The 21,220-nt window shown below is 72.4% G+C and carries 19 protein-coding genes and 2 pseudogenes; 14 read left to right on the top strand and 7 right to left on the bottom strand.

The features are described 5' to 3' along the window. Window positions 1-82 precede the first annotated feature (82 nt). The 5 genes and pseudogenes from ACIP79_RS09865 to ACIP79_RS09845 all read left to right on the top strand — a co-directional run bounded on the left by ACIP79_RS09865 (window position 83) and on the right by ACIP79_RS09845 (window position 6,713). Entirely contained in the window at window positions 83-2,416 is a 2,334-nt protein-coding gene (locus ACIP79_RS09865; protein WP_401221597.1) for a hypothetical protein, read from the top strand. 173 nt (window positions 2,417-2,589) lie between these two features. Next, the gene (locus ACIP79_RS09860; protein WP_401221594.1) at window positions 2,590-3,534 is read left to right on the top strand and encodes an ABC transporter ATP-binding protein; all 945 of its coding nucleotides are present in this window, start codon (window positions 2,590-2,592) and stop codon (window positions 3,532-3,534) included. Next, window positions 3,531-4,271, top strand: a complete 741-nt coding sequence (locus ACIP79_RS09855; protein WP_401221591.1) for an ABC transporter permease — start codon at window positions 3,531-3,533, stop codon at window positions 4,269-4,271. The genes ACIP79_RS09860 and ACIP79_RS09855 overlap by 4 nt, the downstream gene beginning before the upstream one ends. Beyond that, window positions 4,268-5,416, top strand: a pseudogene (locus ACIP79_RS09850) (sensor histidine kinase); the annotation flags it as partial. The gene ACIP79_RS09855 and the pseudogene ACIP79_RS09850, both read left to right, overlap by 4 nt. A gap of 682 nt (window positions 5,417-6,098) precedes the next feature. Next, window positions 6,099-6,713, top strand: a complete 615-nt coding sequence (locus ACIP79_RS09845) for a response regulator transcription factor (RefSeq protein ID WP_401221588.1) — start codon at window positions 6,099-6,101, stop codon at window positions 6,711-6,713. Window positions 6,714-6,734: 21 nt separating this feature from the next. On the opposite strand, the gene ACIP79_RS09840 is transcribed toward ACIP79_RS09845, so the two are convergent. Both ACIP79_RS09840 and ACIP79_RS09835 read right to left on the bottom strand, forming a co-directional pair. Beyond that, window positions 6,735-7,586, bottom strand: a complete 852-nt coding sequence (locus tag ACIP79_RS09840) for a transglutaminase-like domain-containing protein (protein ID WP_401221585.1) — start codon at window positions 7,584-7,586, stop codon at window positions 6,735-6,737. Between the two features lie 275 nt (window positions 7,587-7,861). Then, window positions 7,862-8,863 (bottom strand): annotated as a pseudogene (locus tag ACIP79_RS09835) (GNAT family N-acetyltransferase); the annotation flags it as partial. A 140-nt stretch (window positions 8,864-9,003) separates the two neighbouring features. Between ACIP79_RS09835 and fdxA the strand changes: the two are divergent. Together fdxA and ACIP79_RS09825 are read left to right on the top strand one after the other, a co-directional pair. Further along, window positions 9,004-9,324, top strand: coding sequence for a ferredoxin (gene fdxA / locus ACIP79_RS09830; RefSeq protein ID WP_006346810.1), 321 nt, complete (start codon window positions 9,004-9,006; stop codon window positions 9,322-9,324). Window positions 9,325-9,498: 174 nt separating this feature from the next. Further along, complete coding sequence (locus tag ACIP79_RS09825) at window positions 9,499-10,596, top strand: bifunctional succinyldiaminopimelate transaminase/glutamate-prephenate aminotransferase (protein ID WP_401221581.1); 1,098 nt, start codon at window positions 9,499-9,501, stop codon at window positions 10,594-10,596. 149 nt (window positions 10,597-10,745) lie between these two features. Here ACIP79_RS09825 and ACIP79_RS09820 read toward each other — a convergent pair whose 3' ends face one another. Together ACIP79_RS09820 and ACIP79_RS09815 are read right to left on the bottom strand one after the other, a co-directional pair. Continuing rightward, entirely contained in the window at window positions 10,746-11,216 is a 471-nt protein-coding gene (locus ACIP79_RS09820) for an ATP-binding protein (RefSeq protein ID WP_401221578.1), read from the bottom strand. Between the two features lie 348 nt (window positions 11,217-11,564). Further along, window positions 11,565-12,599, bottom strand: a complete 1,035-nt coding sequence (locus ACIP79_RS09815; RefSeq protein ID WP_401221575.1) for a heavy metal transporter — start codon at window positions 12,597-12,599, stop codon at window positions 11,565-11,567. A gap of 93 nt (window positions 12,600-12,692) precedes the next feature. Here ACIP79_RS09815 and dapE point away from each other — a divergent pair, with 93 nt between their 5' ends. Then, window positions 12,693-13,772 (top strand): succinyl-diaminopimelate desuccinylase, encoded by a 1,080-nt coding sequence (gene dapE, locus ACIP79_RS09810; protein WP_401221572.1) that lies wholly within the window; start codon window positions 12,693-12,695, stop codon window positions 13,770-13,772. Window positions 13,773-13,891: 119 nt separating this feature from the next. After that, window positions 13,892-14,650 (top strand): TIGR00730 family Rossman fold protein, encoded by a 759-nt coding sequence (locus ACIP79_RS09805; RefSeq protein ID WP_383683393.1) that lies wholly within the window; start codon window positions 13,892-13,894, stop codon window positions 14,648-14,650. Between the two features lie 122 nt (window positions 14,651-14,772). On the opposite strand, the gene folP is transcribed toward ACIP79_RS09805, so the two are convergent. Next, window positions 14,773-15,633, bottom strand: coding sequence for a dihydropteroate synthase (gene folP / locus ACIP79_RS09800; protein ID WP_401221568.1), 861 nt, complete (start codon window positions 15,631-15,633; stop codon window positions 14,773-14,775). Window positions 15,634-15,817: 184 nt separating this feature from the next. Here folP and ACIP79_RS09795 point away from each other — a divergent pair, with 184 nt between their 5' ends. Together ACIP79_RS09795 and ACIP79_RS09790 are read left to right on the top strand one after the other, a co-directional pair. Further along, window positions 15,818-16,174, top strand: coding sequence for a DivIVA domain-containing protein (locus ACIP79_RS09795; protein WP_387182181.1), 357 nt, complete (start codon window positions 15,818-15,820; stop codon window positions 16,172-16,174). Beyond that, on the top strand, window positions 16,171-16,749 hold the full coding sequence (locus ACIP79_RS09790) for a DNA-3-methyladenine glycosylase I (protein WP_401221565.1): 579 nt from the start codon (window positions 16,171-16,173) through the stop codon (window positions 16,747-16,749). The genes ACIP79_RS09795 and ACIP79_RS09790 overlap by 4 nt, the downstream gene beginning before the upstream one ends. Window positions 16,750-16,843: 94 nt before the next feature. Here the strand turns inward: ACIP79_RS09790 and ACIP79_RS09785 are convergent, their stop codons facing one another. Further along, a complete protein-coding gene (locus ACIP79_RS09785) occupies window positions 16,844-17,650 on the bottom strand; it encodes an enoyl-CoA hydratase/isomerase family protein (RefSeq protein ID WP_401221563.1) in 807 nt (268 codons plus the stop codon). Window positions 17,651-18,022: 372 nt separating this feature from the next. Between ACIP79_RS09785 and ACIP79_RS09780 the strand changes: the two genes are divergently transcribed. After that, the gene (locus ACIP79_RS09780) at window positions 18,023-18,190 is read left to right on the top strand and encodes a DUF3117 domain-containing protein (protein ID WP_003966491.1); all 168 of its coding nucleotides are present in this window, start codon (window positions 18,023-18,025) and stop codon (window positions 18,188-18,190) included. A 121-nt stretch (window positions 18,191-18,311) separates the two neighbouring features. On the opposite strand, the gene ACIP79_RS09775 is transcribed toward ACIP79_RS09780, so the two are convergent. Then, window positions 18,312-19,013: an O-methyltransferase gene (locus ACIP79_RS09775; RefSeq protein WP_383683409.1), complete on the bottom strand. Its 702-nt coding sequence runs from the start codon at window positions 19,011-19,013 to the stop codon at window positions 18,312-18,314. A gap of 214 nt (window positions 19,014-19,227) precedes the next feature. On the opposite strand from ACIP79_RS09775, the gene sigE reads away from it, so the two are divergent. Both sigE and ACIP79_RS09765 read left to right on the top strand, forming a co-directional pair. Further along, window positions 19,228-19,929, top strand: a complete 702-nt coding sequence (gene sigE, locus ACIP79_RS09770) for an RNA polymerase sigma factor SigE (protein ID WP_383683385.1) — start codon at window positions 19,228-19,230, stop codon at window positions 19,927-19,929. Then, window positions 19,926-20,894, top strand: a complete 969-nt coding sequence (locus ACIP79_RS09765) for a zf-HC2 domain-containing protein (RefSeq protein ID WP_401221560.1) — start codon at window positions 19,926-19,928, stop codon at window positions 20,892-20,894. Before sigE ends, ACIP79_RS09765 begins: the two co-directional genes overlap by 4 nt. Window positions 20,895-21,220 lie beyond the last annotated feature (326 nt).

Below are 21,220 nucleotides of genomic sequence, written 5' to 3'. Positions count from 1 at the left end.
GCCAGTATGGTGGTGCGCGCCGCCGAGCTGCCCGAGATGAGGTCGAGGAAACGGGCGGCGGAGCCAACCGGGAGAACTTGCCTTGAGTCGTGAAACTGACAGTTCGTCCTCCGGGCCCAACGGGCGCGGTGGAGCCGCGTACCCGTCGGGGACGCCGCCGTACGGGACCCCCCAGGCCTCCGACAGCGGCGCCGAAGCGGGCCGTTCGGCCGCCGGCGCCCCTCCGGAGGAGCGCAAGACAGAGACCACGCTGACGACGCGGATCCGGATCAACATCCCTGGATCGCGGCCCATCCCGCCCGTCGTGGTGCGTACGCCGGTCGCGGACACGGACATGTCCCCCGAGAACGCCGACGGATCGGGCGCCGGGGCGGGCGGTGGCGTGGAGCCCTCGCGCGCCCTGAGTTCGCCCAACGGAGCGTCCACGGCCATGGACGTCCCGGCGGGCGCGGCTCCGGTACCCGCCGCCGACGAGAAGGCGAGCGACTGGTTCGCGCCGCGCAAGTCCGGTGCGCCCAAGGGCGGTCCGGGCAGCGGGTCGACCAACGGGGCGGGTCTGCCCGTCGGTTCGGTCCCCGGCGGCGCTCCTGTTCCCGCCGGGCCGCAGGCCTCGGGTGCTCCCGCGGGACCGCAGGCTTCGGGTGGCGGCCGTCACAGCGCTCCCCAGCAGGGCGGCGCGCGTCCCGCCGGTGCGAACGGCGCCGGTCCGATGGGCGCCGGTCCGATGGGCACCCCCGGAGGCGCCCGGACCGGCAGCGCGAACGGGGCCGGAGCGACCGGCGCAGGACCCGTGGCCCCCGGTCACGGCGGCGGCACCGGTTCCTACGACGTCTCCGGAGCCCTCGGCAACACCGGCTCCTTCCCGCCCGTCGCGGCCGACCCCGCCGGACCCCGGCGTGAGGAGCTCCCGTACTACCCGGACGGCGGGCAGCGCGGCCCCGGCAACGGTGCCGGCCCCGCGGGGCCGACCGGAGGCCCGGTCACCGGCGCGGGTCCGCTGGTCCCGTCGATGGGACCGGGCGTGGCTCCCGGCAGTCTGGCCGCGGGTCCCGGCGGGCCCGGGACGGGCGGACCGGGGATGGGCCCCGGCGGCCCGGGAACGGGTCCAGGCGGGCCCGGCACCGGCCAGGGATACCCCGGACAGGTGGGACCCGGCGGCCAGGGCGGTCCGGGAGCCCCGGGATACCCCGGCAACGGAGGCAGCAACTTCGCGGGCGGTCTCAGCGACGACACCGCGATCCTCACGCCGCAGCAGCCGGCCCCGGACCCGGGCCCCGGCGGCTACGGCGGCGGCGCCGGAGAGAACGTCTCCGGGCACACCCTGACCAGCGGCATCCCCGTCGTACCGGCCACCCAGAACTCGCCCTTCGGTCCCGGCGCTCACCCCGACGGGCCGCTGCCGCACACCCCGCCGAAGCTGCCCGAGCCGGTCCAGGAACCGGCCCCCGCGGCGAAGCGGACCAAGAAGAAGGGCCGCAGCAAGCTGGTGCTGCTGGGCGTCGGCGTGTTCGTCATCGGCGGCGGTGCCTACGGCGCCGGGCTGCTCATGAACCACTCGGACGTGCCCAAGGGCACCACCGTGCTCGGCGTCGACATCGGCGGCGGCACCCGCGACGAGGCCGTCCAGAAGCTCGACGCCGCCTTCGGCGACCGTACGGACAAGGCGCTCCAGCTCTCGGTCGACGGCGACACCGTCTCGCTCAAGCCGGACCAGGCCGGGCTCCAGCTCGACACCCAGGCCACGGTCCGCGCCGCCGCGGGCAGTGACTACAACCCCGTCTCGGTGATCGGCTCGCTGTTCGGCCAGGAGCGGGTCGTCGAGCCCGCGATGCCCGTCGACGAGGAGAAGCTCAAGGCCGCCCTCCAGGGCGCCGCGGGCGGCTCGGGGTCGGCGAGCGACGGCACGATCAAGTTCGAGTCCGGCAAGGCCGTCGCGGTGTACGGCAAGGCGGGCAAGGGCGTCGACGCCGGGGCCTCCGCCCAGGTCGTCGAGGACGCCTACCGCACCCAGGTAGAGACCGGCACCACCACACCGGTGAAGGTCGCCACGTCCACCCAGCAGCCGACGGTCAGCGACGCCGAGGTCGACCGGATGATGAAGGAGTTCGCCCAGCCGGCGATGTCGGACCTCGTGACCGTGCAGACGGACGCGGCGCACACCGTGTCGTTCAGCCCGGAGAACTCCCTCTGGAAGTTCATCGCGGTGAAGGCCGTCGACGGCAAACTCACCGACACCTACGACCTCGACGCGCTCAAGGAGCTCTACGGCGGCGCCTTCGACGGCGTGACCATCGCGCGGGCCAACGGCTCGAAGACGGCCGTGACGCCGCAGGACGTGGTCGGCGCGCTGCGCCCCGCGCTCCTCGGCAAGACGGCGGCCGAACGCGTCGGCGTGATCGACACGGATCCCAGCTAGGTCCTGTCGTACCCGCCCTTCGAGAGGGCGCCCGGTCGTGAACACCACGGCGGGGCGCCCTCTCGCCGTTGCCCGGCCGGTCGGCCGACGGCGGGCCGCATGACATCTGTCATGCCGTACGCGCGACAGGCGACACTGCCGGGGACCGCCCCCGCGCGGCCACGATGGACCGCATGACAACCACTGCGACGACCACGGCGACGACCACCGGCACGGTGGTCCGGTTCGAATCGGTGACCAAGGAGTACGGCGGCGTCCGGGCCGTGGACGGGCTGACACTCGACCTGCACCCCGGCGAGACCGTCGCCCTGCTGGGCCCCAACGGCGCCGGCAAGTCCACCACGCTCGACCTGCTCCTCGGCCTCAAGCGCCCCGACAGCGGCGCGGTCCGGGTGTTCGGGACCGGCCCGCGCGAGGCCATCGTCGCCGGCCGGGTCGGAGCCATGCTGCAGAGCGGCGGGCTCATGAACGAGGTCACCGTCGGCGAACTGGTCCGGCTCGCCTGCGACCTGCACCCGAAGCCGTACGGCGTGAGCGACGTGCTCGCCCGCGCGGGCATCTCGCAGTTCGCCGACCGCAAGGTCGACAAGCTCTCCGGCGGCCAGCAGCAGCGCGTTCGGTTCGCCCTCGCCACCGCGGGGGACAGCGACCTGATCGTGCTCGACGAACCCACCACCGGCATGGACGTCTCCGCCCGCCAGGCATTCTGGGCCACCATGCGCGAACAGGCCGACCAGGGCCGTACGGTCCTCTTCGCCACGCACTACCTGGAGGAGGCCGACGCGATCGCCGACCGGGTGCTGGTCCTGCACCGGGGACGCCTGCTGGCCGACGGCACCGCCGCCGAGATCAAGGCGAGGGCGGGCGCGCGGCGGATCGCCTTCGACCTGGAGAGCCCGGCCGGCGTGATCGACGAGGCCCCGCTGCGCGCGCTGCCCTTCCTCACCGCCCTCGACGTCTCCGGCCACACGGTCCGCATCCAGTCCGCCGACGCCGACGCGACCGTCCACGCCCTCTACGGCCTCGGCGTCTACCCCCGCAACCTCGAAGTCGCCGGGCTCAGACTTGAGCAGGCCTTCGTCGCCATCACGGCCGCCGAGGAGGCGAAGCAGAAGTGAACAGCCTGATCAAGCTGGAGATCATCCGCGCCCTGCGCAACCGCAAGTTCCTGTTCTTCTCGGTGATCTACCCCTCGGCCCTGTTCCTGCTGATCGCGGGCAGCGCCGACAGCACCACCGAGGTGACCGGCACCGGACTCACCCTGCCGACCTTCTACATGGTCTCGATGGCCTCCTTCGGCGCCCTGACCGCCGTACTGATGGGCAACAGCGAGCGCATCGCGAAGGAACGGGAGAGCGGCTGGGTACGGCAGTTGCGGCTCACCACGCTGCCGGGCCGCGGCTACGTGCTGGCCAAGACGGCGAGCGCGGCCGTCGTCAGCCTGCCCTCCATCGTGGTCGCCTTCGTGGTGGCCGCGACCGTGAAGGACGTACGCCTTGACGCCTGGCAGTGGGTCGTCCTCACCTTCGCCATCTGGGCCGGCAGCCTGGTCTTCGCCGCGCTCGGCGTCGCCATCGGGTACCTCGCGAGCGGCGACGCGGTCCGCCCGATCACGATGATCGTCTACTTCGGACTGTCCATGCTCGGCGGTCTGTGGCTGCCGAGCACGACCTTCCCCGGCTGGCTCCAGGACATCGCGAAGTGGCTGCCCACGCACGCGTACGCTGCCCTGGGGCAGTCCATCGAGCTCGGCGACGCCCCGCAGGCGAAGGACCTCGCCATCCTCGCCGTCTCCTTCGTCCTGTTCGCGGGAGGCGCGGCCTGGCTGTACCGGAAGGACACGCTGAAGGCGTGAGCGGCGTCGGCATCGGGCAACGCCCGCAGAACCGCAGGCAGCGGATGGTCAAGTCCCTGTGGACCGGCATCTGGCTCGTCTACCTGAGCGCGCCCGTCACCGACCTGCTGCACGGCGGCCACAGCACCGGCGTGCGGATCCTCGGCTGGCTCGGCCTGGCCGCCTTCGTCTGCTGGTACATGGTCCTGGTCTTCCGCACCGGCCGCGGCGAGACCAACGCGGTGGTCCTCGGCTCCCTGGCGGTGCTGGCCACCCAGTCCGCCGTCCTGTCCCTCACCCTGGGCCGGGAGTGGCTCGTCCTCTTCGTGTACGTCTCGATCGCGTCCGGCGCCGCCCTGCCGCTGCGCTGGGCGCGCTGGACCATCCCGGCCGCCGCCGCCCTGCTGACGGCGATCGCCCTGGCCGTCCCGGACGGCACGGCGTATCTGGCCGGGCTCCTCATCCCGGCGCTCCTCGGCGGGTTCGCGATGACCGGCGTGCGCGAGCTGGTACGGACGACCATCGCGCTCCGGGAGGCCCGCGCCACCGTCGCGCAGCTCGCCGCGAACGAGGAGCGGCTGCGGCTGGCCCGCGACCTGCACGACCTGCTGGGGCACTCACTGTCCCTGATCACCCTCAAGAGCGAACTGGCCGGACGGCTGCTCCCCGACCACCCCGACAAGGCGGCTCAGCAGGTCACCGACATCGAGAACGTCAGCCGCCAGGCCCTCGTCGACGTACGCGAGGCGGTCTCCGGCTACCGGCGGCCCCGGCTGGCCGGTGAACTCGCCGGCGCGGAGGCCGCGTTGACGGCGGCGGGCGTCCTCCCCGACCTGCCGGCCGAGCCGGACCTCACCTCGGTCCCCGAGGAGAGCGAGTCCGCGCTGGCGTGGGCGCTGCGCGAGGCGGTCACCAATGTCGTACGGCACAGCGGGGCGCGGCGCTGTGTGGTGGGCCTCGTGCGCCGCCAGACGTTGGACGGCCCCGTGCTGGAACTGTCCGTCGAGGACGACGGCCCGGGAGGCCAGAACGCCGGACCCGGCAACGGACCGGGCAACGGCCTGACCGGCCTGGCCGAACGCCTGGCGAAGGCGGGCGGATCGCTGGAGGCGGGCGTGGCGAGGAACGGGTTCCGGGTGGTCGCGCGGGTGCCGACGGGGGGCGCGGACGGACGGTCGGCGGACGACCGGGCCGCGGGTGCCGCGGACGGCCGGTCCAGGGGTGCCGCGGACGGCTGGGCCGTGGGGGATGCGGGCGATCAGCCCTCGGGGGAGAGGGCCGACTGGGCCGCGGGTGCTGAGGCCGGCCGGGCCGGGGGTGCCGCGGACGGCTGGGCTGCGGGGGATGCGGACGATCAGCCCTCGGGGGAGACGGCCTGCTGGGCCGCGGTTGCTGAGGCTGGCCGGCCCAGGGGGGACGCGGACGGCCGGGCCGCGGGTGCCGCGGACGACCAGCCCACGGGGGAGACGACCGACCGGGCCGCGGGTGCTGGGGACGGCTAGCCCACAAGTGCCGCGGACGATCGGGCTGCGGGTGCCGCGGACGACCAGCCCACGGGGGAGACGGCCGACCGGTCCACGGGTGCTGAGGCCGGCCGGGCCGCGGGGGACGCGGACGGCCGGGCTGCGGGTGCCGCGGACGTCCAGCCCGCGGGGGAGACGGCCGACCGCGCCGCGGGTGCTGGGGACGGCCGGTCGGCGGGGGACGCGGACGATCGGGCTGCGGGTGCCGCGGACGTCCAGCCCGCGGGGGAGACGGCCGACCGGTCCACGGGTGCCGAGGCCGGCCGGTCGGCGAGGGACGCGGACGGCCGGGCCGCGGGGATGCGGGAGCCGTAGGATCCGGGGCATGAGCCGCACGATCAAGGTCCTGCTCGCCGAGGACCAGTCGATGGTCCGCGAGGCACTCGCCGCCCTGTTGGGGCTGGAGCCGGACATCGACGTCGTCGCCCAGGTGGCCCGCGGGGACGAGGTGCTGGCGGCGGCGCGCGAGCACGACGTGGACGTGGCGCTGCTGGACATCGAGATGCCGGGCAGGACCGGTATCGAGGCGGCGGCCGAGGTCCACCGGGCGCTCCCCGGCGTCAGACTGGTCGTCCTCACGACCTTCGGCCGCCCCGGCTACCTCCGCGGCGCGATGGAGGCCGGCGCCGACGCCTTCCTGGTCAAGGACGCCCCCGCCGCCCAACTCGCCGAAGCGGTACGGAAGGTGCTCGCCGGCGAACGTGTCATCGACCCCACCCTGGCCGCCGCGGCCCTCGCCGAGGGCGCCAACCCGCTGACCGACCGCGAGCGCGAGATCCTCCGTGCCGCCGCCGACGGCTCGACCAACGCCGAACTGGCCCTCACCCTCCACCTCTCCCAGGGCACCGTCCGCAACTACCTCTCCACGACGATCCAGAAACTGGCGGCGCGGAACAGGGCGGAGGCGGTACGGATCGCGAGGGAGAAAGGCTGGCTGTAGCGCGTCGGGGAGGGAGTTGCCTCAGTTGAGCCGCGCCCGCGCGGCGAGCGCCTGACTTCGCACGCGGGCCGCCGCCGCTTCGTCGACGGCGGCCACGACGTCCGCATAGGCGTCGAGTTCCTTCGACCCGCCGAGGAAATCGCCCCGCTGGACGAGGAGTTGCGCCCGCTCGTAACGCAGCCGGGCGGGATGCGAGGGCAGCAGCAGCGACAACTCCACGGCCCACAGGGAGACATCGGACCGCTCGGGCCGGGCTGCACCCCAGGCGCGGATGTTGTTCAGGATGCGCAGGACGACGTCGAGCGGGTCGGCGGGGGAGAGCATCGCAGGGTCGAGCGGTGCCCCTGTGGCGCCCGCGACCAGCAGTTCCGCGTCGGAGCCGGTGAGTACCCGGCCGCGGTCGAAGGGATCGGCGAGGACCTGTTGCTCCGGGGGCCCGAAACCGACGACGAAGTGGCCGGGGAGCGCAACCCCGTACACGGGCGCCCCGGCCCGCCGAGCGACCTCCATCCACACCACGGAGAGCAGGATGGGCAGCCCGCGCCGCCGCCGCAGCACCTCGTGGAGGAGGGAGGAGCCGAGCCGCTGGTAGTCCCCGGGCGCGCCGTGGAACTCACAGCGCTCGCCGAGGAGTTCACCGAGGGCGGCCGCCCAGGAACGGGGACCGCCCGGCCGGAACGGCAGCAGGCCCGCGAGCCGGTCCAGCTCCATCTGCGCCTGGTCCATCCCGGCCTCGTCGAGGCCGCCGTCGGCCGCGGCGCCCACCAGCAGGCACAGCACCGCGAGATCGGGCCGCTCGGCCCGCGCCTCCGCGCCGAATCGCCGCCGCACCTCGGCGGCACGCTCCGGCTCCGGGGGATGTGGGGAACGCATAGCAGCCTCGTGCCCGTTCACGCCGATCGATACCGGTCGCCGGCAACCATTTGTTCCCCTCGCCCACCGACGCCCGGCCCCCGTCCGAAACCGCCGCCCGGTTCCCCGACCGGCCGCGCCTCGACCGAGCTGCGCCGGAGCCCCGTAGAGGGCTGCGCCGTCGTGCGGTCGCGGGTCTCGTCGTGGCTGGTGGCGCTGTTCCTCGCGCCCCTGGCGGGGGCCGGTCGCTGTCTGGAGGCGTTGCTCGGCTGCTCTTGGGCGGCGCCGGGCTCGGAGGTCTGGGGGCTCTGGGGGTCCCGGTAGTGGTGGTAGGCGTGATGGGGGCTGAACCCCATTCCGTCGTACAGCACGCGCGCCCCCGTGTTGTCCGCCTCCACCTGGAGCCAGCCCGCGGAGGCGCCCTCGTCCAGGGCGCGGTGGGCGAGGGCGGCCATCACAGCGGTGGCGAGGCCCTCGCGGCGGCGCGCGGGGTCGACCTCGACCGCGGCGAAACCGGCCCAGCGCCCGTCCACCACGCACCGCCCGATCGCGGCCGGTCCCGCCCCCGCCGCGCCCGGCACCGTCGCGAACCACACCGACGGCCCGCTCTCCAGCACCTTCAGGGCCACCTCGCTCAGCCCCTTGCGCTGGTAGCGGTCCAGCCAGCTCGCGTCCGCCTCCCGGGAGAGCACGACCCCGGGAGCCTCCCGGTCCCCGACCGGCGCGAGCGCCCCCGTCCACAGCTCGGCGGTCACCTCACGGGTCCACCCACGCGCCTCCAGCCCGGCACAGAGCAACTCCTGCGTGCCCTCGGCCCCGGTGGCGGTCTGGACGTACGCGGGCAGGCCACGGGCGGCGTACCAGTCCCGTACGCACGTCAGCGCCTCGTCCAGCGGCAGGCCGGGATCGCCGAGCGGCAGCACGGAGTTGGCGCGCCGGGTGAACCCGGAGGCCGCCCGCAGCTCCCACCCACCGAGCCGCTCACTCTCCACCGGCCGCCACGCCCGCGCGGCGACCCGTGCCAACTCCTCGTACGTGGCGGCCGGGCCGCGCCGCCGTGCCGGAGCCGACGGAACGACCTTGCCCGCGACCAGCGCGGTTTCCGGAACACTGACGCGTTCGCCGGTGCGCCGTGTGATCGTCAACACACCGTCGTCCCATGATGTGAGAACACCAACCGTGTCGGTGAATTTCTCCCCGTTGGCGGCATCGTCGTACAGACGCCGAACAGATACGCGTTTGCCCACGTCAGCAGCGGTGATGCGGACGACAAGGCGGCCGGTCGCGGAGATTTCCACAGGTCGGTTCACCCCTCCTGTTCGGATCGGGACCAAGAACGGAGATACTAGGTGCGGGCATCGACGACGCCGCGCTTCCGCGCGCCAGGCGGCGGAGCCTACGGAGGCCCGCCAGCGCCCTATCGAGGAGGAACGACAGCGTGACCTACGTCATCGCGCAGCCTTGTGTCGACGTCAAGGACAAGGCGTGCATCGAGGAGTGCCCGGTCGACTGCATCTACGAGGGCTCCCGGTCCTTGTACATCCACCCGGACGAATGCGTCGACTGCGGAGCCTGCGAGCCGGTGTGCCCGGTCGAGGCGATCTTCTACGAGGACGACACTCCCGAGGAGTGGAAGGACTACTACAAGGCGAACGTCGAGTTCTTCGACGAACTCGGCTCGCCCGGCGGTGCCAGCAAGCTCGGCCTGATCGAGCGCGACCACCCCTTCGTCGCCGGGCTCCCGCCGCAGAACCAGTAAGCGGCCCGCACACGCGCGCCGCCTCGGTCCCGTACGGCCTGATCGCCCTGGTCGCCGTACGGGACCGAGGCGTTTGCCGGGGCGGCGAGCACATCGACTGCCATTGAGCGCAGCGAGTACCAGCGACGCGCGCGGTTCCAGACCGCCGTACGCGTCAGAAAGCGAGTCCATCCCGTGTCCGCAGTCACCGACCGGCTTCCCGCCTTCCCCTGGGACAAGCTGGAGCCCTTCAATGCGACGGCCGCCGCCCACCCGGACGGCATCGTCGACCTGTCCGTCGGCACCCCGGTCGACCCGGTGCCCGAGCTGATCCAGAAAGCTCTCGTGGCGGCCGCGGACTCGCCGGGCTATCCCACGGTCTGGGGCACGCCCGAACTGCGCGACGCGCTCACCGGCTGGGTGGAACGGCGGCTCGGCGCACGGGGGGTCACCCACCGCCACGTGCTCCCGATCGTCGGCTCCAAGGAACTGGTCGCCTGGCTCCCCACCCAGTTGGGCCTCGGCCCCGGCGACAAGGTGGCGTACCCCCGGCTGGCCTACCCGACGTACGAGGTCGGCGCCCGCCTCGCCCGTGCGGACCACGTCGCCTACGACGACCCGACGGACCTGGACCCGACGGATCTGAAGCTGCTCTGGCTGAACACCCCGTCGAACCCGACGGGCCGCGTCCTGTCGGCGGCCGAACTCGCCCGGATCGTCGCCTGGGCCCGCGAGCACGGCATCCTCGTCTTCTCCGACGAGTGCTACCTCGAACTGGGCTGGGAGGCCGACCCGGTCTCGGTCCTCCACCCCGACGTGTGCGGCGGTTCGTACGAGGGGATCGTCTCGGTCCACTCGCTCTCCAAGCGGTCGAACCTGGCCGGCTACCGCGCCGCGTTCCTCGCGGGCGACCCCGCGGTCCTGGGCGACCTCCTCCAGATCCGCAAGCACGGCGGCATGATGACCTCCGCGCCGACCCAGGCCGCCGTGGTCGCCGCCCTGTCCGACGACGACCACGTCCGCGAACAGCGCGAGCGCTACACCGTCCGCCGTACGGCCCTGCGGGAAGCGCTCCTGGCGCACGGCTTCCGTATCGAGCACAGCGAGGCCAGCCTGTACCTGTGGGCGACCCGCGACGAGTCCTGCTGGGCCACCGTCGCGCACCTCGCCGACCTGGGCATCCTCGTCGCCCCGGGCGACTTCTACGGCCCGGCGGGCGAGAACTTCGTACGCGTGGCCCTCACGGCGACGGACGAGCGGGTGGCGGCGGCCGTGGCACGACTGGCGCGCTGACCGCGTCAGAGCTGAGGCACGGCCTCAGCGTTGACCGTGCCGGCGCCGAGGCACGGCCTCAGCGGCGACCGCCCCGGCGCCGGGGCAAGCGAAACGGGGGTCCAGGGAAGAGCGCTTCCCTGGACCCCCGTGACCGTGCGGAGCCGGTGTCAGCCGAGCGGCAGACCCTTCAGCGGCAGCTGGTCCGCGGGCAGTCCGCCCTTGACGGCGTCGGTCGGCAGCCCGCCCTTGGTGACCGCGTCCGTGGGAAGGCCACCGCCCGCCGTCTTGGCGGTCTCACCGAGCAGGTTGCCGGCCTGCCCCGCGGTGTCCCCGGCCACCTGCTGCGCGGCCGGCGTCGCCGTCTTGGCGACCTTTCCGCCGGTCTTGCCCGCGGCCGGCACTGTCGTCTTGACCGCGTCGCCACCGGACTTGCCCGCGAGGCCGGTCACGTTCTGAGCCGCACCGTCGACCGTGTTGCCGACGCTCGCGCCGTCCAGGGCGGTCAGGCCGCCGAGGTTGGGGCCGGCCGGCAGTTCGGGGGCCGCGCTGGCGGAGCCGGCCGCACCGACCCCGGCTGCCGCTCCCGCTGCGACGAGCAGCGCGGCACGGGCGATCCGGCGGGTCAGGGGGAGGGACATGATGCTCCTTAGACGGAAGAGAACGGTGAAGTGTCCATCCAGGCCCGTCAGTTGAACGAACTGACCGCCGACTGGCTGTCGGCCGAAGGTGATCGTTCCGGACTCGGACGCAGTGACTACCGCTCGAAGCCGTCGAAGGTTTCGGTGGCCCGACGTAAAGAGTTGGTAATGCGTCGCATAATCAGCTACGGATAAAATCGGGCAAAAAGCGTCCGAGGGGAAGTCTGTCGAATCCTTACGGCCCTTTGTTCTCAAGGGATTCGGCGGAGACGAGGGTGAGCGTGCGAAAACCCGCCCGCATCTCCGGTGCCCCGGCCGCCGCCTCCCCCCAACGGGGGAGGACTCGCACTACTGCCCGGTGACGATCCGGACCTCTTCGGTGGACGCCTTCGCGTCCGAACCCGCGCTCGTGTCGGACGGACTCCACTCGCTGTCGGCGCTCTCGGCCCTCCACTCGCGCCCCGCGTACGAGACCCGCTCGATGTGCAGCGACGCGGAGTTGGCCACGGCCCAGTGCGCCAGCTCCCACCCGCGCTCGCCGACGGTCGTCCCGTCGGCGCCCCCGGTGGCGGAGACCGCGGAGACGGGCAGGGTCACGGTCCGGCTCGCGGTTGTCGACGGGGGAGATGCCGAGGCGGAACCGGTGGCGGCGGTCGAAGGGGACGCGGTGGCGGCGGCTGTCGGTGAGGCCGGGGCGTCCGCGTCGCCCACGGCCGCGCCCGTCTCCGCCAGGACGCCGCGCCCGAAGTCCCGTACGAGCGCCGCCCGGACCGAGTCCGCGCCGCCGGTCACCGTCGCGTCGGCGGGCCCCTGGCAGGTCAGCGTGGCCGCAGATCGGCCGGTCAGGGCCGCGGCCAGCAGGGTGGCGTCCGGCTCGTGCTTCGCGTACGCGTCCGGGAAGGCACTGCGCTGCACTCGCTGGGCGGCGACGGTGAGCGGCAGTCGCGCGTAGTCGTCGACCTTGGCCAGGTGCTCGTAGAAGATGTCCGCCGCGTACGTCGGGTCCATGATCTCCGCCGTCGTCCCCCAGCCCTGCGAGGGGCGCTGCTGGAAGAGGCCGAGTGAATCCCGGTCGCCGTGTCTGATGTTGCGCAGCCCGGACTCCTGGATGGCGGTGGCGAGCGCGATGGCCACGGCACGCTCGGGCATGCCGCGGTTGGTGCCGACCGCCGAGATCGTCGCCGCGTTCACCGCCTGCTCCGGCGTGAAGTCGTACGACTCGTCGTCGCTCTGGCCCGAGACGACCGTGCAGCGGGGGATGCCCGGTCCGCCGGTGAGGTACTGCACCGTGAGATAGCCCGCGAGCGCGAGCAGGACGACGACGGCCCCTCCGAACCGGAGGAGGCGGCCGCGCCTGGCAGGGGTGGGGGACGGCTCTGACACGTCGTACAAGGTACTGGAGGTTACTGTCACGTACGTGTGGGCTGTGGACAACGGCGTCGATCGGGCGGAGCCGTGAACGCTAGGGTCGACGGCATGGCCGACACCTCCCTTGACCTCACGCTGGACGCCGCCGAGCTGACCGCGGCGCTCGTCGACTTCCCGTCGGAGAGCGGCAGCGAGAAGCCGCTCGCGGACGCCGTCGAGACCGCGCTGCGCGCCCTGCCGCACCTGACGGTCGACCGGTACGGCAACAACGTCGTCGCGCGGACGAACCTGGGCCGCGCCGAGCGCGTCGTCCTCGCCGGCCACATCGACACGGTCCCCATCGCCGGAAACGTCCCCTCCCGCCTCGACGAGGACGGCGTGCTGTGGGGCTGCGGCACCTGTGACATGAAGTCGGGAGTGGCGGTCCAGCTGCGCATCGCGGCCACCGTGCCCACCCCCAACCGCGACCTCACCTTCGTCTTCTACGACAACGAAGAGGTCGCCGCCCATCTGAACGGCCTGAAACACGTGTCCGAGGCCCACCCCGACTGGCTGGACGGCGACTTCGCGATCCTCCTGGAGCCGACGGACGGCCAGGTCGAGGGCGGCTGCCAGGGCACGCTGAGGATGTTCCTCAAGTTCACGGGGGAGCGGGCGCACTCCGCGCGCGCGTGGATGGGCTCCAACGCGATCCACGCCGCGGCCCCGGCCCTGGCCAGGCTCGCCGCCTACGAGCCGCGCACCCCGGTTGTGGACGGCCTCCGGTTCCACGAGGGCCTCAACGCCGTGCGGATCGAGGGCGGCGTGGCCACCAACGTCATTCCCGACGCCTGCACCCTGGTCGTCAACTTCCGCTACGCGCCCGACCGCAGTGAGGCCGAGGCGGAGGCCTTCGTGCGCGACTACTTCGCGGACTGCGGCGTGGACGAGTTCGTCGTCGACGACCACACCGGCGGCGCCAGGCCCGGCCTGACCCACCCCGCGGCGGCGGCCTTCATGGCGGCCGTCGGCGGAGAGGCCCGCCCCAAGTTCGGCTGGACCGACGTCGCCCGCTTCAGCGCCCTCGGGGTGCCCGCGGTGAACTACGGCCCCGGCGCCCAACTCCTGGCGCACAAGGTCGACGAGCGGGTCAGGGCCGCCGCGATCCCGGAGGCGGAGGAGCGGCTGCGGGCCTGGCTGACGTCCTGAGAAGGGCCTGAACCACCGCTGTGCCGTGCTGGTGTCAGGCGGACATGCCGGCTTCCCCCCTCCGTAACCGGCGGAGATCTACGCTGGGGTGGAACGACCCGCAAGCGGAGGGAGCACACATGGCTACTGGCAACCCCGAGGGCAAGAAGCGGCCACCGGAGGAGCAGCGGCTCGGACCGGTGCTGCGCAGGCGGGATCAGGTGCAGGGAAGCACCACCGACCAGCGCCTCCTGGACGCGGGAGGGCCTTCCGACTGGGTGCACACCGACCCCTGGCGGGTGCTGCGCATCCAGTCCGAGTTCATCGAGGGCTTCGGCACGCTGGCCGAACTCCCGCCCGCGATCAGCGTGTTCGGGTCCGCCCGGACGAAGGCCGACTCTCCCGAGTACGAGGCGGGCGTGGCGCTCGGCCGCGGTCTCGTCGAGGCCGGCTTCGCCGTGATCACCGGCGGCGGCCCCGGTGCCATGGAAGCCGCCAACAAGGGCGCCTGTGAGGCCAAGGGCATCTCCGTCGGCCTCGGCATCGAGCTGCCCTTCGAACAGGGCCTCAACCAGTACGTCGACATCGGCCTCAACTTCCGCTACTTCTTCGTGCGAAAAATGATGTTCGTGAAGTACGCGCAAGGCTTCGTGGTCCTCCCCGGCGGACTCGGCACCCTGGACGAGCTCTTCGAGGCACTCACCCTCGTCCAGACCCAGAAAGTCACCCGCTTCCCCATCGTGCTCTTCGGCACGGAGTACTGGGGCGGCCTGGTCGACTGGCTCAAGAACACCCTCATCGCCCAGGGCAAGGCCTCGGAGAAGGACCTGCTGCTCTTCCACCTGACGGACGACGTGGACGAGGCGGTGTCGCTGGTGTCCAAGGAGGCCGGGCGCTAGGCCCTGTCGTCAATTTCAGCCCGTCCGGCGTTTGAGGACGAGCGCGAAGCGCGAAAGGGGGGTCTGGGGGCGCAGCCCCCAGGGGACGGGACGGGAAGGGGCGGAGGGGGCGAGAAAACCCCCTACGCCAGCCCCCTCCGGGCCACGGACGGCGGCCGGTGCCCCGCGATGGCGGCCACCATGTCCAGCACCTGCCGCGTCTCCGCGACCTCGTGGACGCGATACACCTGCGCCCCGAGCCACGCGGACACCGCGGTCGTCGCCAACGTCCCCACCACCCGCTCCTTGACCGGCTTGTCCAGCGTCTCGCCGACGAAGTCCTTGTTGGAGAGGGAGACCAGGACCGGCCACCCGGTGGCCACCATCTCGCCCAGCCGCCGCGTCGCCTCCAGGCTGTGCCGCGTGTTCTTCCCGAAGTCGTGCCCGGGATCGATCATCACGGACTGCCGGGGCACGCCCAGCGACACCGCCCGCTCGGCCAGCCCGACGGTCACCCCGAGAATGTCGGCCATGACGTCGTCGTACGTGACCCGGTGCGGACGCGTACGAGGCTCGGCGCCCCCGGCGTGGGTGCACACGAGACCCACGCCGAACCGCGCGGCCACCTCGGCCAGCCGCGGATCGACCCCGCCCCACGCGTCGTTGAGCACGTCCGCCCCGACCTCGCAGACCGCCTCGGCGACCTCGTGCCGCCACGTGTCAACGCTGATGATCACTTCGGGGAAACGCCGGCGGACCTCGGCGACGAAACCGACCGTGCGGCGCGCCTCCTCGTCGGCGGTCACCTCGTCGCCCGGCCCCGCCTTGACCCCGCCGATGTCGATGATGGCGGCGCCCTCGGCCACCGCCTGCTCCACCCGGACGAGCGCGGGCTCGTCGAGGAACGTGGACCCCTGGTCGTAGAAGGAGTCGGGGGTCCGGTTCACGATGGCCATGATCACCGGCTCGTGCGGGTCGAATTCGTGCTTGCCCAGCCTGAGCATCCCCTGTGACCTCTCCCAGTAAGTCCCGCTGATAAGCCGCCTGCGACCTTAACTGTCAGACTCGCATGGCACGATCGGACCCGACACTGTCAGCATCAGCACCAACCGCTTCAGCGCAGTGCGCCGAAGCGCCATTCACGCCGACGCGCCTCCGCGCCGGCACCGGAGCGTGGGGACCTCAGCGATGTTCATGTTCTTGTTCCTGGTCGTCGCGCTCGCCGTGGTGGTCGCCGCGGTGACGGTGGCCGTGGTGGGCGGCGGCGAGAGCGCGCCCCTCCCCGAGGCCGTACCGGACCGGCTGGCGGACCCGCTTCCGCTGGACCGCCCGGTGAACAGGGGAGACGTCGAGACGCTGCGCTTCCCCATCGCGCTTCGCGGCTACCGCATGTCGGACGTCGACGACGTCCTGGGCCGTCTCGGCGCCGAGATCGGTGAGCGGGACGCCCGGATCGCCGACCTGGAGGCGGCGCTCGACGGCGCCAGGTCGGCCTCGGTCGCCTCCACCTCGCTGCACAAGCCCGCCGAGGAGGACCACCGGTGACCGACGCTCTCGCGGGTCCGGACGGCGCGCTGCGCTGCCCGTGGGCGCTGTCGACCGAGGACTACGTCGCGTACCACGACGAGGAGTGGGGCCGCCCGGTCCACGGCGACGACGCGCTGTACGAGCGGCTGTGCCTGGAGGCGTTCCAGTCGGGGCTGTCCTGGATCACGATCCTGCGGCGCCGCGAGGGGTTCCGCGCCGCCTTCGCCGGCTTCGAGATCGCCAAGGTGGCGACGTTCACCGACGCGGACCAGGAGCGGCTGCTCGCCGATCCCGGCATCATCCGCAACCGCGCCAAGATCGCGGCGACGGTCGCCAACGCGCGGGTGCTCACCGACTGGGCGCCGGGTGAGCTGGACGAGCTGATCTGGTCCTTCGCGCCCGACCCGGCCGGCCGGCCGGCCCCGAAGAGGCTTGCCGACGTCAGGGCCGTCACCGACGAGTCGACCGCGCTCTCCAAGGCCCTCAAGAAGCGCGGCATCCGTTTCGTCGGCCCGACGACGGCGCACGCCCTCATGCAGGCCTGCGGCCTGGTCGACGACCACCTCGCGGACTGCGTGGCCCGCGGCCACTGACGGTTACGGCGATCCCTGACGGTCACCGCGGGCACTGACTTCCCCCGCCCCGGATTCCCGGGCCGGGGGAAGCAGCAGTGCGCGACGACACCCCCTAGCGCCCCAGGTACTTCGGCTTCTCCTTGTTCACGAACGCCTGCACCGCGATCAGGTGGTCCTCCGACGCGCCCGCCCGTGACTGGAGTTCGTCCTCTTTCTCCAGCGTCTCGTCGAGCGAGTGGGAGAGCCCGAACGCCAGGGACTCCTTCAGCGCCGCGTACGCCAGTGTCGGACCCTCGGCCAGCGTGCGGACCACCTTCTCGGCCTCGGCGCGCAGCTCGCCCGACGGCACGAGCCGGTTCGCGATCCCCAGTTCGAAGGCTTCCTGAGCGGTGATGCTGCGCGGGAAGAGCAGGAGGTCGGCGGCGCGCCCGGGGCCGATGACCCGGGGGAGCGTCCAGGAGATGCCGGAGTCGGCGGTCAGGGCGACCCCGGCGAAGGACGTGTTGAAGGCAGCCGTCTCGGCCACCACGCGGTAGTCCGCGGCGAGCGCGAAGCCGAAACCGGCCCCCGCAGCCACACCGTTCACCGCGGCCACCACCGGCTTCGCCGCCCCGGTCAGGGCCCGCACGATCGGGTTGTAGTGCTCCCGCACGGTGCTCATGACACCCTCGCCCCCGCCCGACGCACGCGCCGCGTGCAGGCCGCCGACGTGCTCCTTGAGGTCCTGACCCACGCAGAACGCCCGGTCTCCGGCGGCGGTCAGCAGCACGGCCCGTACGGAGTCGTCGGACGCCGCGGCCTGTGCCGCGTCCCGGAGGGCGACCTTGGCCTCCGTGTTCATCGCGTTCATCGCCTCGGGGCGGTTCAGCGTGATCGTCGCGAGTCCGTCGTTCACCTCGTAGAGCACGGTCTCGGCCATGGCGGGTCCCCTCAGGTGTCGCGGCTCCGTCGCACCGGCCTACCCGCCGGTACGTATCGCTTCCGAGGACAGCATGACGGAGATCACTGACAGCGGAGCCGCCCGGACATGTGACCTGTGTCAAAGAATTCCTGACCTCGGAAGGTCGTGCGGCGGCGCAGTATCGCAGTCACATCGCCGAATTGAGTGGTTTTGCTCAAGCGCGTTGCGCAAGCGATGCCGACTGATGTTGGTCATCGGGTCCTGAGATGCGGGATAATGGCCTGGAAGCAATGTGTTCGATGCCGGTGACGCGTGTCCTATGAGGGGACGGGCGTGCCCTTCTAAGGGGCCGTCGGCGACGATGAGCTGGTTTCAGGAAGGGGAACGAGCATGGCGGCCATGAAGCCGCGGACGGGCGATGGCCCGCTCGAGGTGACAAAGGAGGGGCGGGGCATCGTCATGCGCGTTCCGCTCGAAGGCGGCGGTCGGCTCGTCGTCGAGTTGACCCCTGACGAGGCCGACGCGCTCGGCGACGCTCTCAAGAAGGTCGTCGGCTGACGCGGGACGCGACCGCACCCTTTTCAGCTGCCCTGGCATCGTACGCGGTGCCGGGGCAGCTGTATTTGGGGGGTACGAAATCGACGTAACCGCTGGTCAGGGCGTTTTCGGGTGCTCCCGGTCAGCGTTTGACCGCGCACAGCAGGCCGTCGCCCACCGGCAGTAGCGAGGGCACCAGCTCCTGGCTCTCACGCACCGCGCGCAGCAGTTCCCGCAGCCGCCCGACTTCGGCGGGCTGCGGTCCGGAGTCCACCGTGCGGCCGTCCGCGAAGACGCCCTCGAAGACGACGAGCCCGCCCGGACGCAGCAGGCGCAACGATTCAGCGAAGTACTCCAGGCACTCCAGACGGTCGCCGTCGCAGAAGACGAGGTCGTACCCGGAGTCCGCGAGGCGGGGCAGGACGTCGAGGGCGCGGCCGGGGATGAAGCGGGCGCGGTTGCTCGCGAAGCCGGCGGCGCGGAAGGCCTGCCGGGCGAACTGCTGGCGCTCCGGCTCCGGATCCACCGTGGTCAGTACCCCGTCCGGCCGCATGCCGTTGAGGAGATGAATTCCGGAGACTCCGGTCCCGGTCCCGATCTCCGCCACCGCTTTCGCGTCCACGGTGGCGGCGAGCAGCCGCAGCGCGGCGCCTGTACCGGGCGACACCGAACGCAGCCCTGCGTCCTGGGCCCGGTCCCGGGCCCAGAGCAGTGCTTCGTCCTCGGCGACAAAGGCGTCGGCGAACGCCGCCCAGCCTGGCTGCCGGTTGCCGGTGATGACCCTCTCCTGTCCCCGTAGTTGCCTGGCCGTGACTGTATCCGTTGGTGCCGGGAACCCGCAGATGGGACCAGGCGTTTAGAGGGGTGGGGAAACGCACTGGGGGAAGCGCATGGATCAGGACACCGAGGAAGCGCTCACGCAGCGATTTGAGCGCGTATCAATTTCTCGTAAAACCGCTTATCCGGAGCTAACGGGCGAGGTGGCTATGGTAGGGGCTCCACTGGACACCACCAGAGCCGACAGGGGAGGTGCGGCTGCGCCTGTGGATCGGGGAGGAGTGCTGCGGCGCTTTCTCAGGTCGGCGGGTGAGCCGAAATCCGTGACCAACACCGCTGACAGTTTCCACAGCGCCGACTCCGCGCAGACCGCGACGTTCACCAGCGACGCGGAGTCGCAGGCGTGGACTCCGCCCACCTGGGAGGAGATCGTCAGCACGCACAGCGGCCGGGTCTACCGGCTCGCCTACCGCCTGACGGGTAACCAGCACGACGCCGAGGACCTGACCCAAGAGGTCTTCGTCCGTGTCTTCCGCTCCCTGTCCACCTACACGCCCGGCACCTTCGAGGGCTGGCTGCACCGCATCACCACGAATCTCTTCCTGGACATGGTGCGCCGAAAGCAGCGAATCCGGTTCGACGCCCTCGGCGACGACGCGGCCGAGCGCCTACCCAGCCGTGAGCCGTCACCGCAGCAGGTCTTCAACGACGCGCACTTCGACGCCGACGTCCAGCAGGCGCTGGACACCCTCGCGCCCGAGTTCCGCGCCGCGGTCGTCCTCTGCGACATCGAGGGACTGTCGTACGAGGAGATCGCCGCGACCCTGGGCGTCAAGCTCGGCACGGTCCGCAGCCGGATTCACCGTGGCCGTTCGCAGCTGCGCAAGGCCCTCGCGCACCGGTCCCCCGAGGCCCGTGCCGAGCGCCGCGGCTTCGCGGTGACCGGTGTGCCCGCGCTGGGAGGAGGGGGCGCGTCCGCGTGAGTGGAACTCGTCCTACACCTGCCGAGCAGCATCTGGGAGACCGACTGTCCGCCCTCGTGGACGGAGAGCTCGGTCATGAGTCGCGCGAGCGCGTCCTGGCCCACCTCGCCACCTGCGCGAAGTGCAAGGCCGAGGCCGCGGCCCAGCGCCGACTGAAGAACGTGTTCGCGGAGATGGCGCCGCCGCCCCCCTCCGAGAGCTTCCTCGCCCGTCTCCAGGGCCTTCCCGGCGGAGGCGACTCCGACGCGGGCATGGGCTCACCGCTGGGCGGAGGTGCCTTCGGTGGAAGAATCCCCGGCGGTTCCGCCGGCACCGGCATCTTCGGAGTACGGGGTGAGCCCTTCGGCTACGTCCCCTCCGAACCCCACACCGACGTACTGCCGCCCTCCTCGGGACGCGGCTTCCGTATCCATGACGTCGGCCGTCACGAGGCCGAGCGGTCGGCCTCGCGCGGACTGCGCTTCGCCTTCGCCGCGGCGGGAGCGGTGTCGCTCGCCGCGGTCGCGCTCGGCGGGGTGTCGACCGGCACGGGCCCCGACACCGCGGACGCGCGCGGCGGATCCGGTTCCGGCAGCAACGTGACACCGATGCGTACGCAGGGCGCCGGGGCCTCGACGGCTCCCGACGCGCAGCGGCGCCGGTCCGTCGGGCCGCTGCTCGCTCTTGGTGAGCGGACGCTCGGCGAGAGCACGGTGGCGCCCACCGAGGTGTCCGCGCCGCTGTTGCCCGGAGTCCCCGCTCCGGTCGACCACGCTCAGGAAGTCATGCACACGCTGACGGCACCCGTGGTCGCCGGCGCCGCCGTGATGTCCCCGCTCATACGTCCGTTCACCGACGTCGATCCGGTCGCGCTGACCTCGTGGTCCACCGCCCCCGACGTCACGACCCCGGGTCTGCTCGCGGCACCCGGATCCCTCTCGTCCTCCTCTCCCGCCCCGTCCGCCACCTCCGGCTCCCTCCGCTGACCTCGCCCACTGCGCGGCGGCCCGTGAACCTGGTTGAATCCGGGGTGGGCCGCGTCCGCGGGAGGTGTCCCGGACGCGGAGTCGGCAATCTGCGGCAACCGCCGGTGAGTTGAGCGCGGGGGCCGGGTGTGGGGAGAGCATGAGCGAGGGGAAGCCCCCGAAGGCGAAGTGGTGGAGCCGGCCCCGGCCGCCGGTCGCCCCCGGGGATACGGGAGTTGGCCCGTCCGAGGGCGAGCCGGTACCCGACGGCGATTTCGAGCTCGCCCGACCTCACGAGGACGGCGCCCTGTCGAAGCCACCGGGCTCTTACGCGCACACCGACACCG

This window comes from Streptomyces sp. NPDC088747, from assembly GCF_044751025.1.
Lineage (GTDB): Bacteria > Actinomycetota > Actinomycetes > Streptomycetales > Streptomycetaceae > Streptomyces.
The sequence above is the reverse complement of the archived record's forward strand: the minus strand, read 5'-3'. Positions and strand labels throughout refer to the sequence as shown.

Coding starts and splice junctions, on each gene's coding strand:
- ACIP79_RS09780 (WP_003966491.1), top strand. CDS start 18,023: ATGGCGGCCATGAAGCCGCGGACGGGCGATGGCCCGCTCGAGGTGACA.
- ACIP79_RS09860 (WP_401221594.1), top strand. CDS start 2,590: ATGACAACCACTGCGACGACCACGGCGACGACCACCGGCACGGTGGTC.
- ACIP79_RS09785 (WP_401221563.1), bottom strand. CDS start 17,650: ATGGCCGAGACCGTGCTCTACGAGGTGAACGACGGACTCGCGACGATC.
- ACIP79_RS09805 (WP_383683393.1), top strand. CDS start 13,892: ATGGCTACTGGCAACCCCGAGGGCAAGAAGCGGCCACCGGAGGAGCAG.
- ACIP79_RS09820 (WP_401221578.1), bottom strand. CDS start 11,216: ATGTCCCTCCCCCTGACCCGCCGGATCGCCCGTGCCGCGCTGCTCGTC.
- ACIP79_RS09845 (WP_401221588.1), top strand. CDS start 6,099: ATGAGCCGCACGATCAAGGTCCTGCTCGCCGAGGACCAGTCGATGGTC.
- ACIP79_RS09795 (WP_387182181.1), top strand. CDS start 15,818: ATGTTCATGTTCTTGTTCCTGGTCGTCGCGCTCGCCGTGGTGGTCGCC.
- dapE (WP_401221572.1), top strand. CDS start 12,693: ATGGCCGACACCTCCCTTGACCTCACGCTGGACGCCGCCGAGCTGACC.
- folP (WP_401221568.1), bottom strand. CDS start 15,633: ATGCTCAGGCTGGGCAAGCACGAATTCGACCCGCACGAGCCGGTGATC.
- ACIP79_RS09840 (WP_401221585.1), bottom strand. CDS start 7,586: ATGCGTTCCCCACATCCCCCGGAGCCGGAGCGTGCCGCCGAGGTGCGG.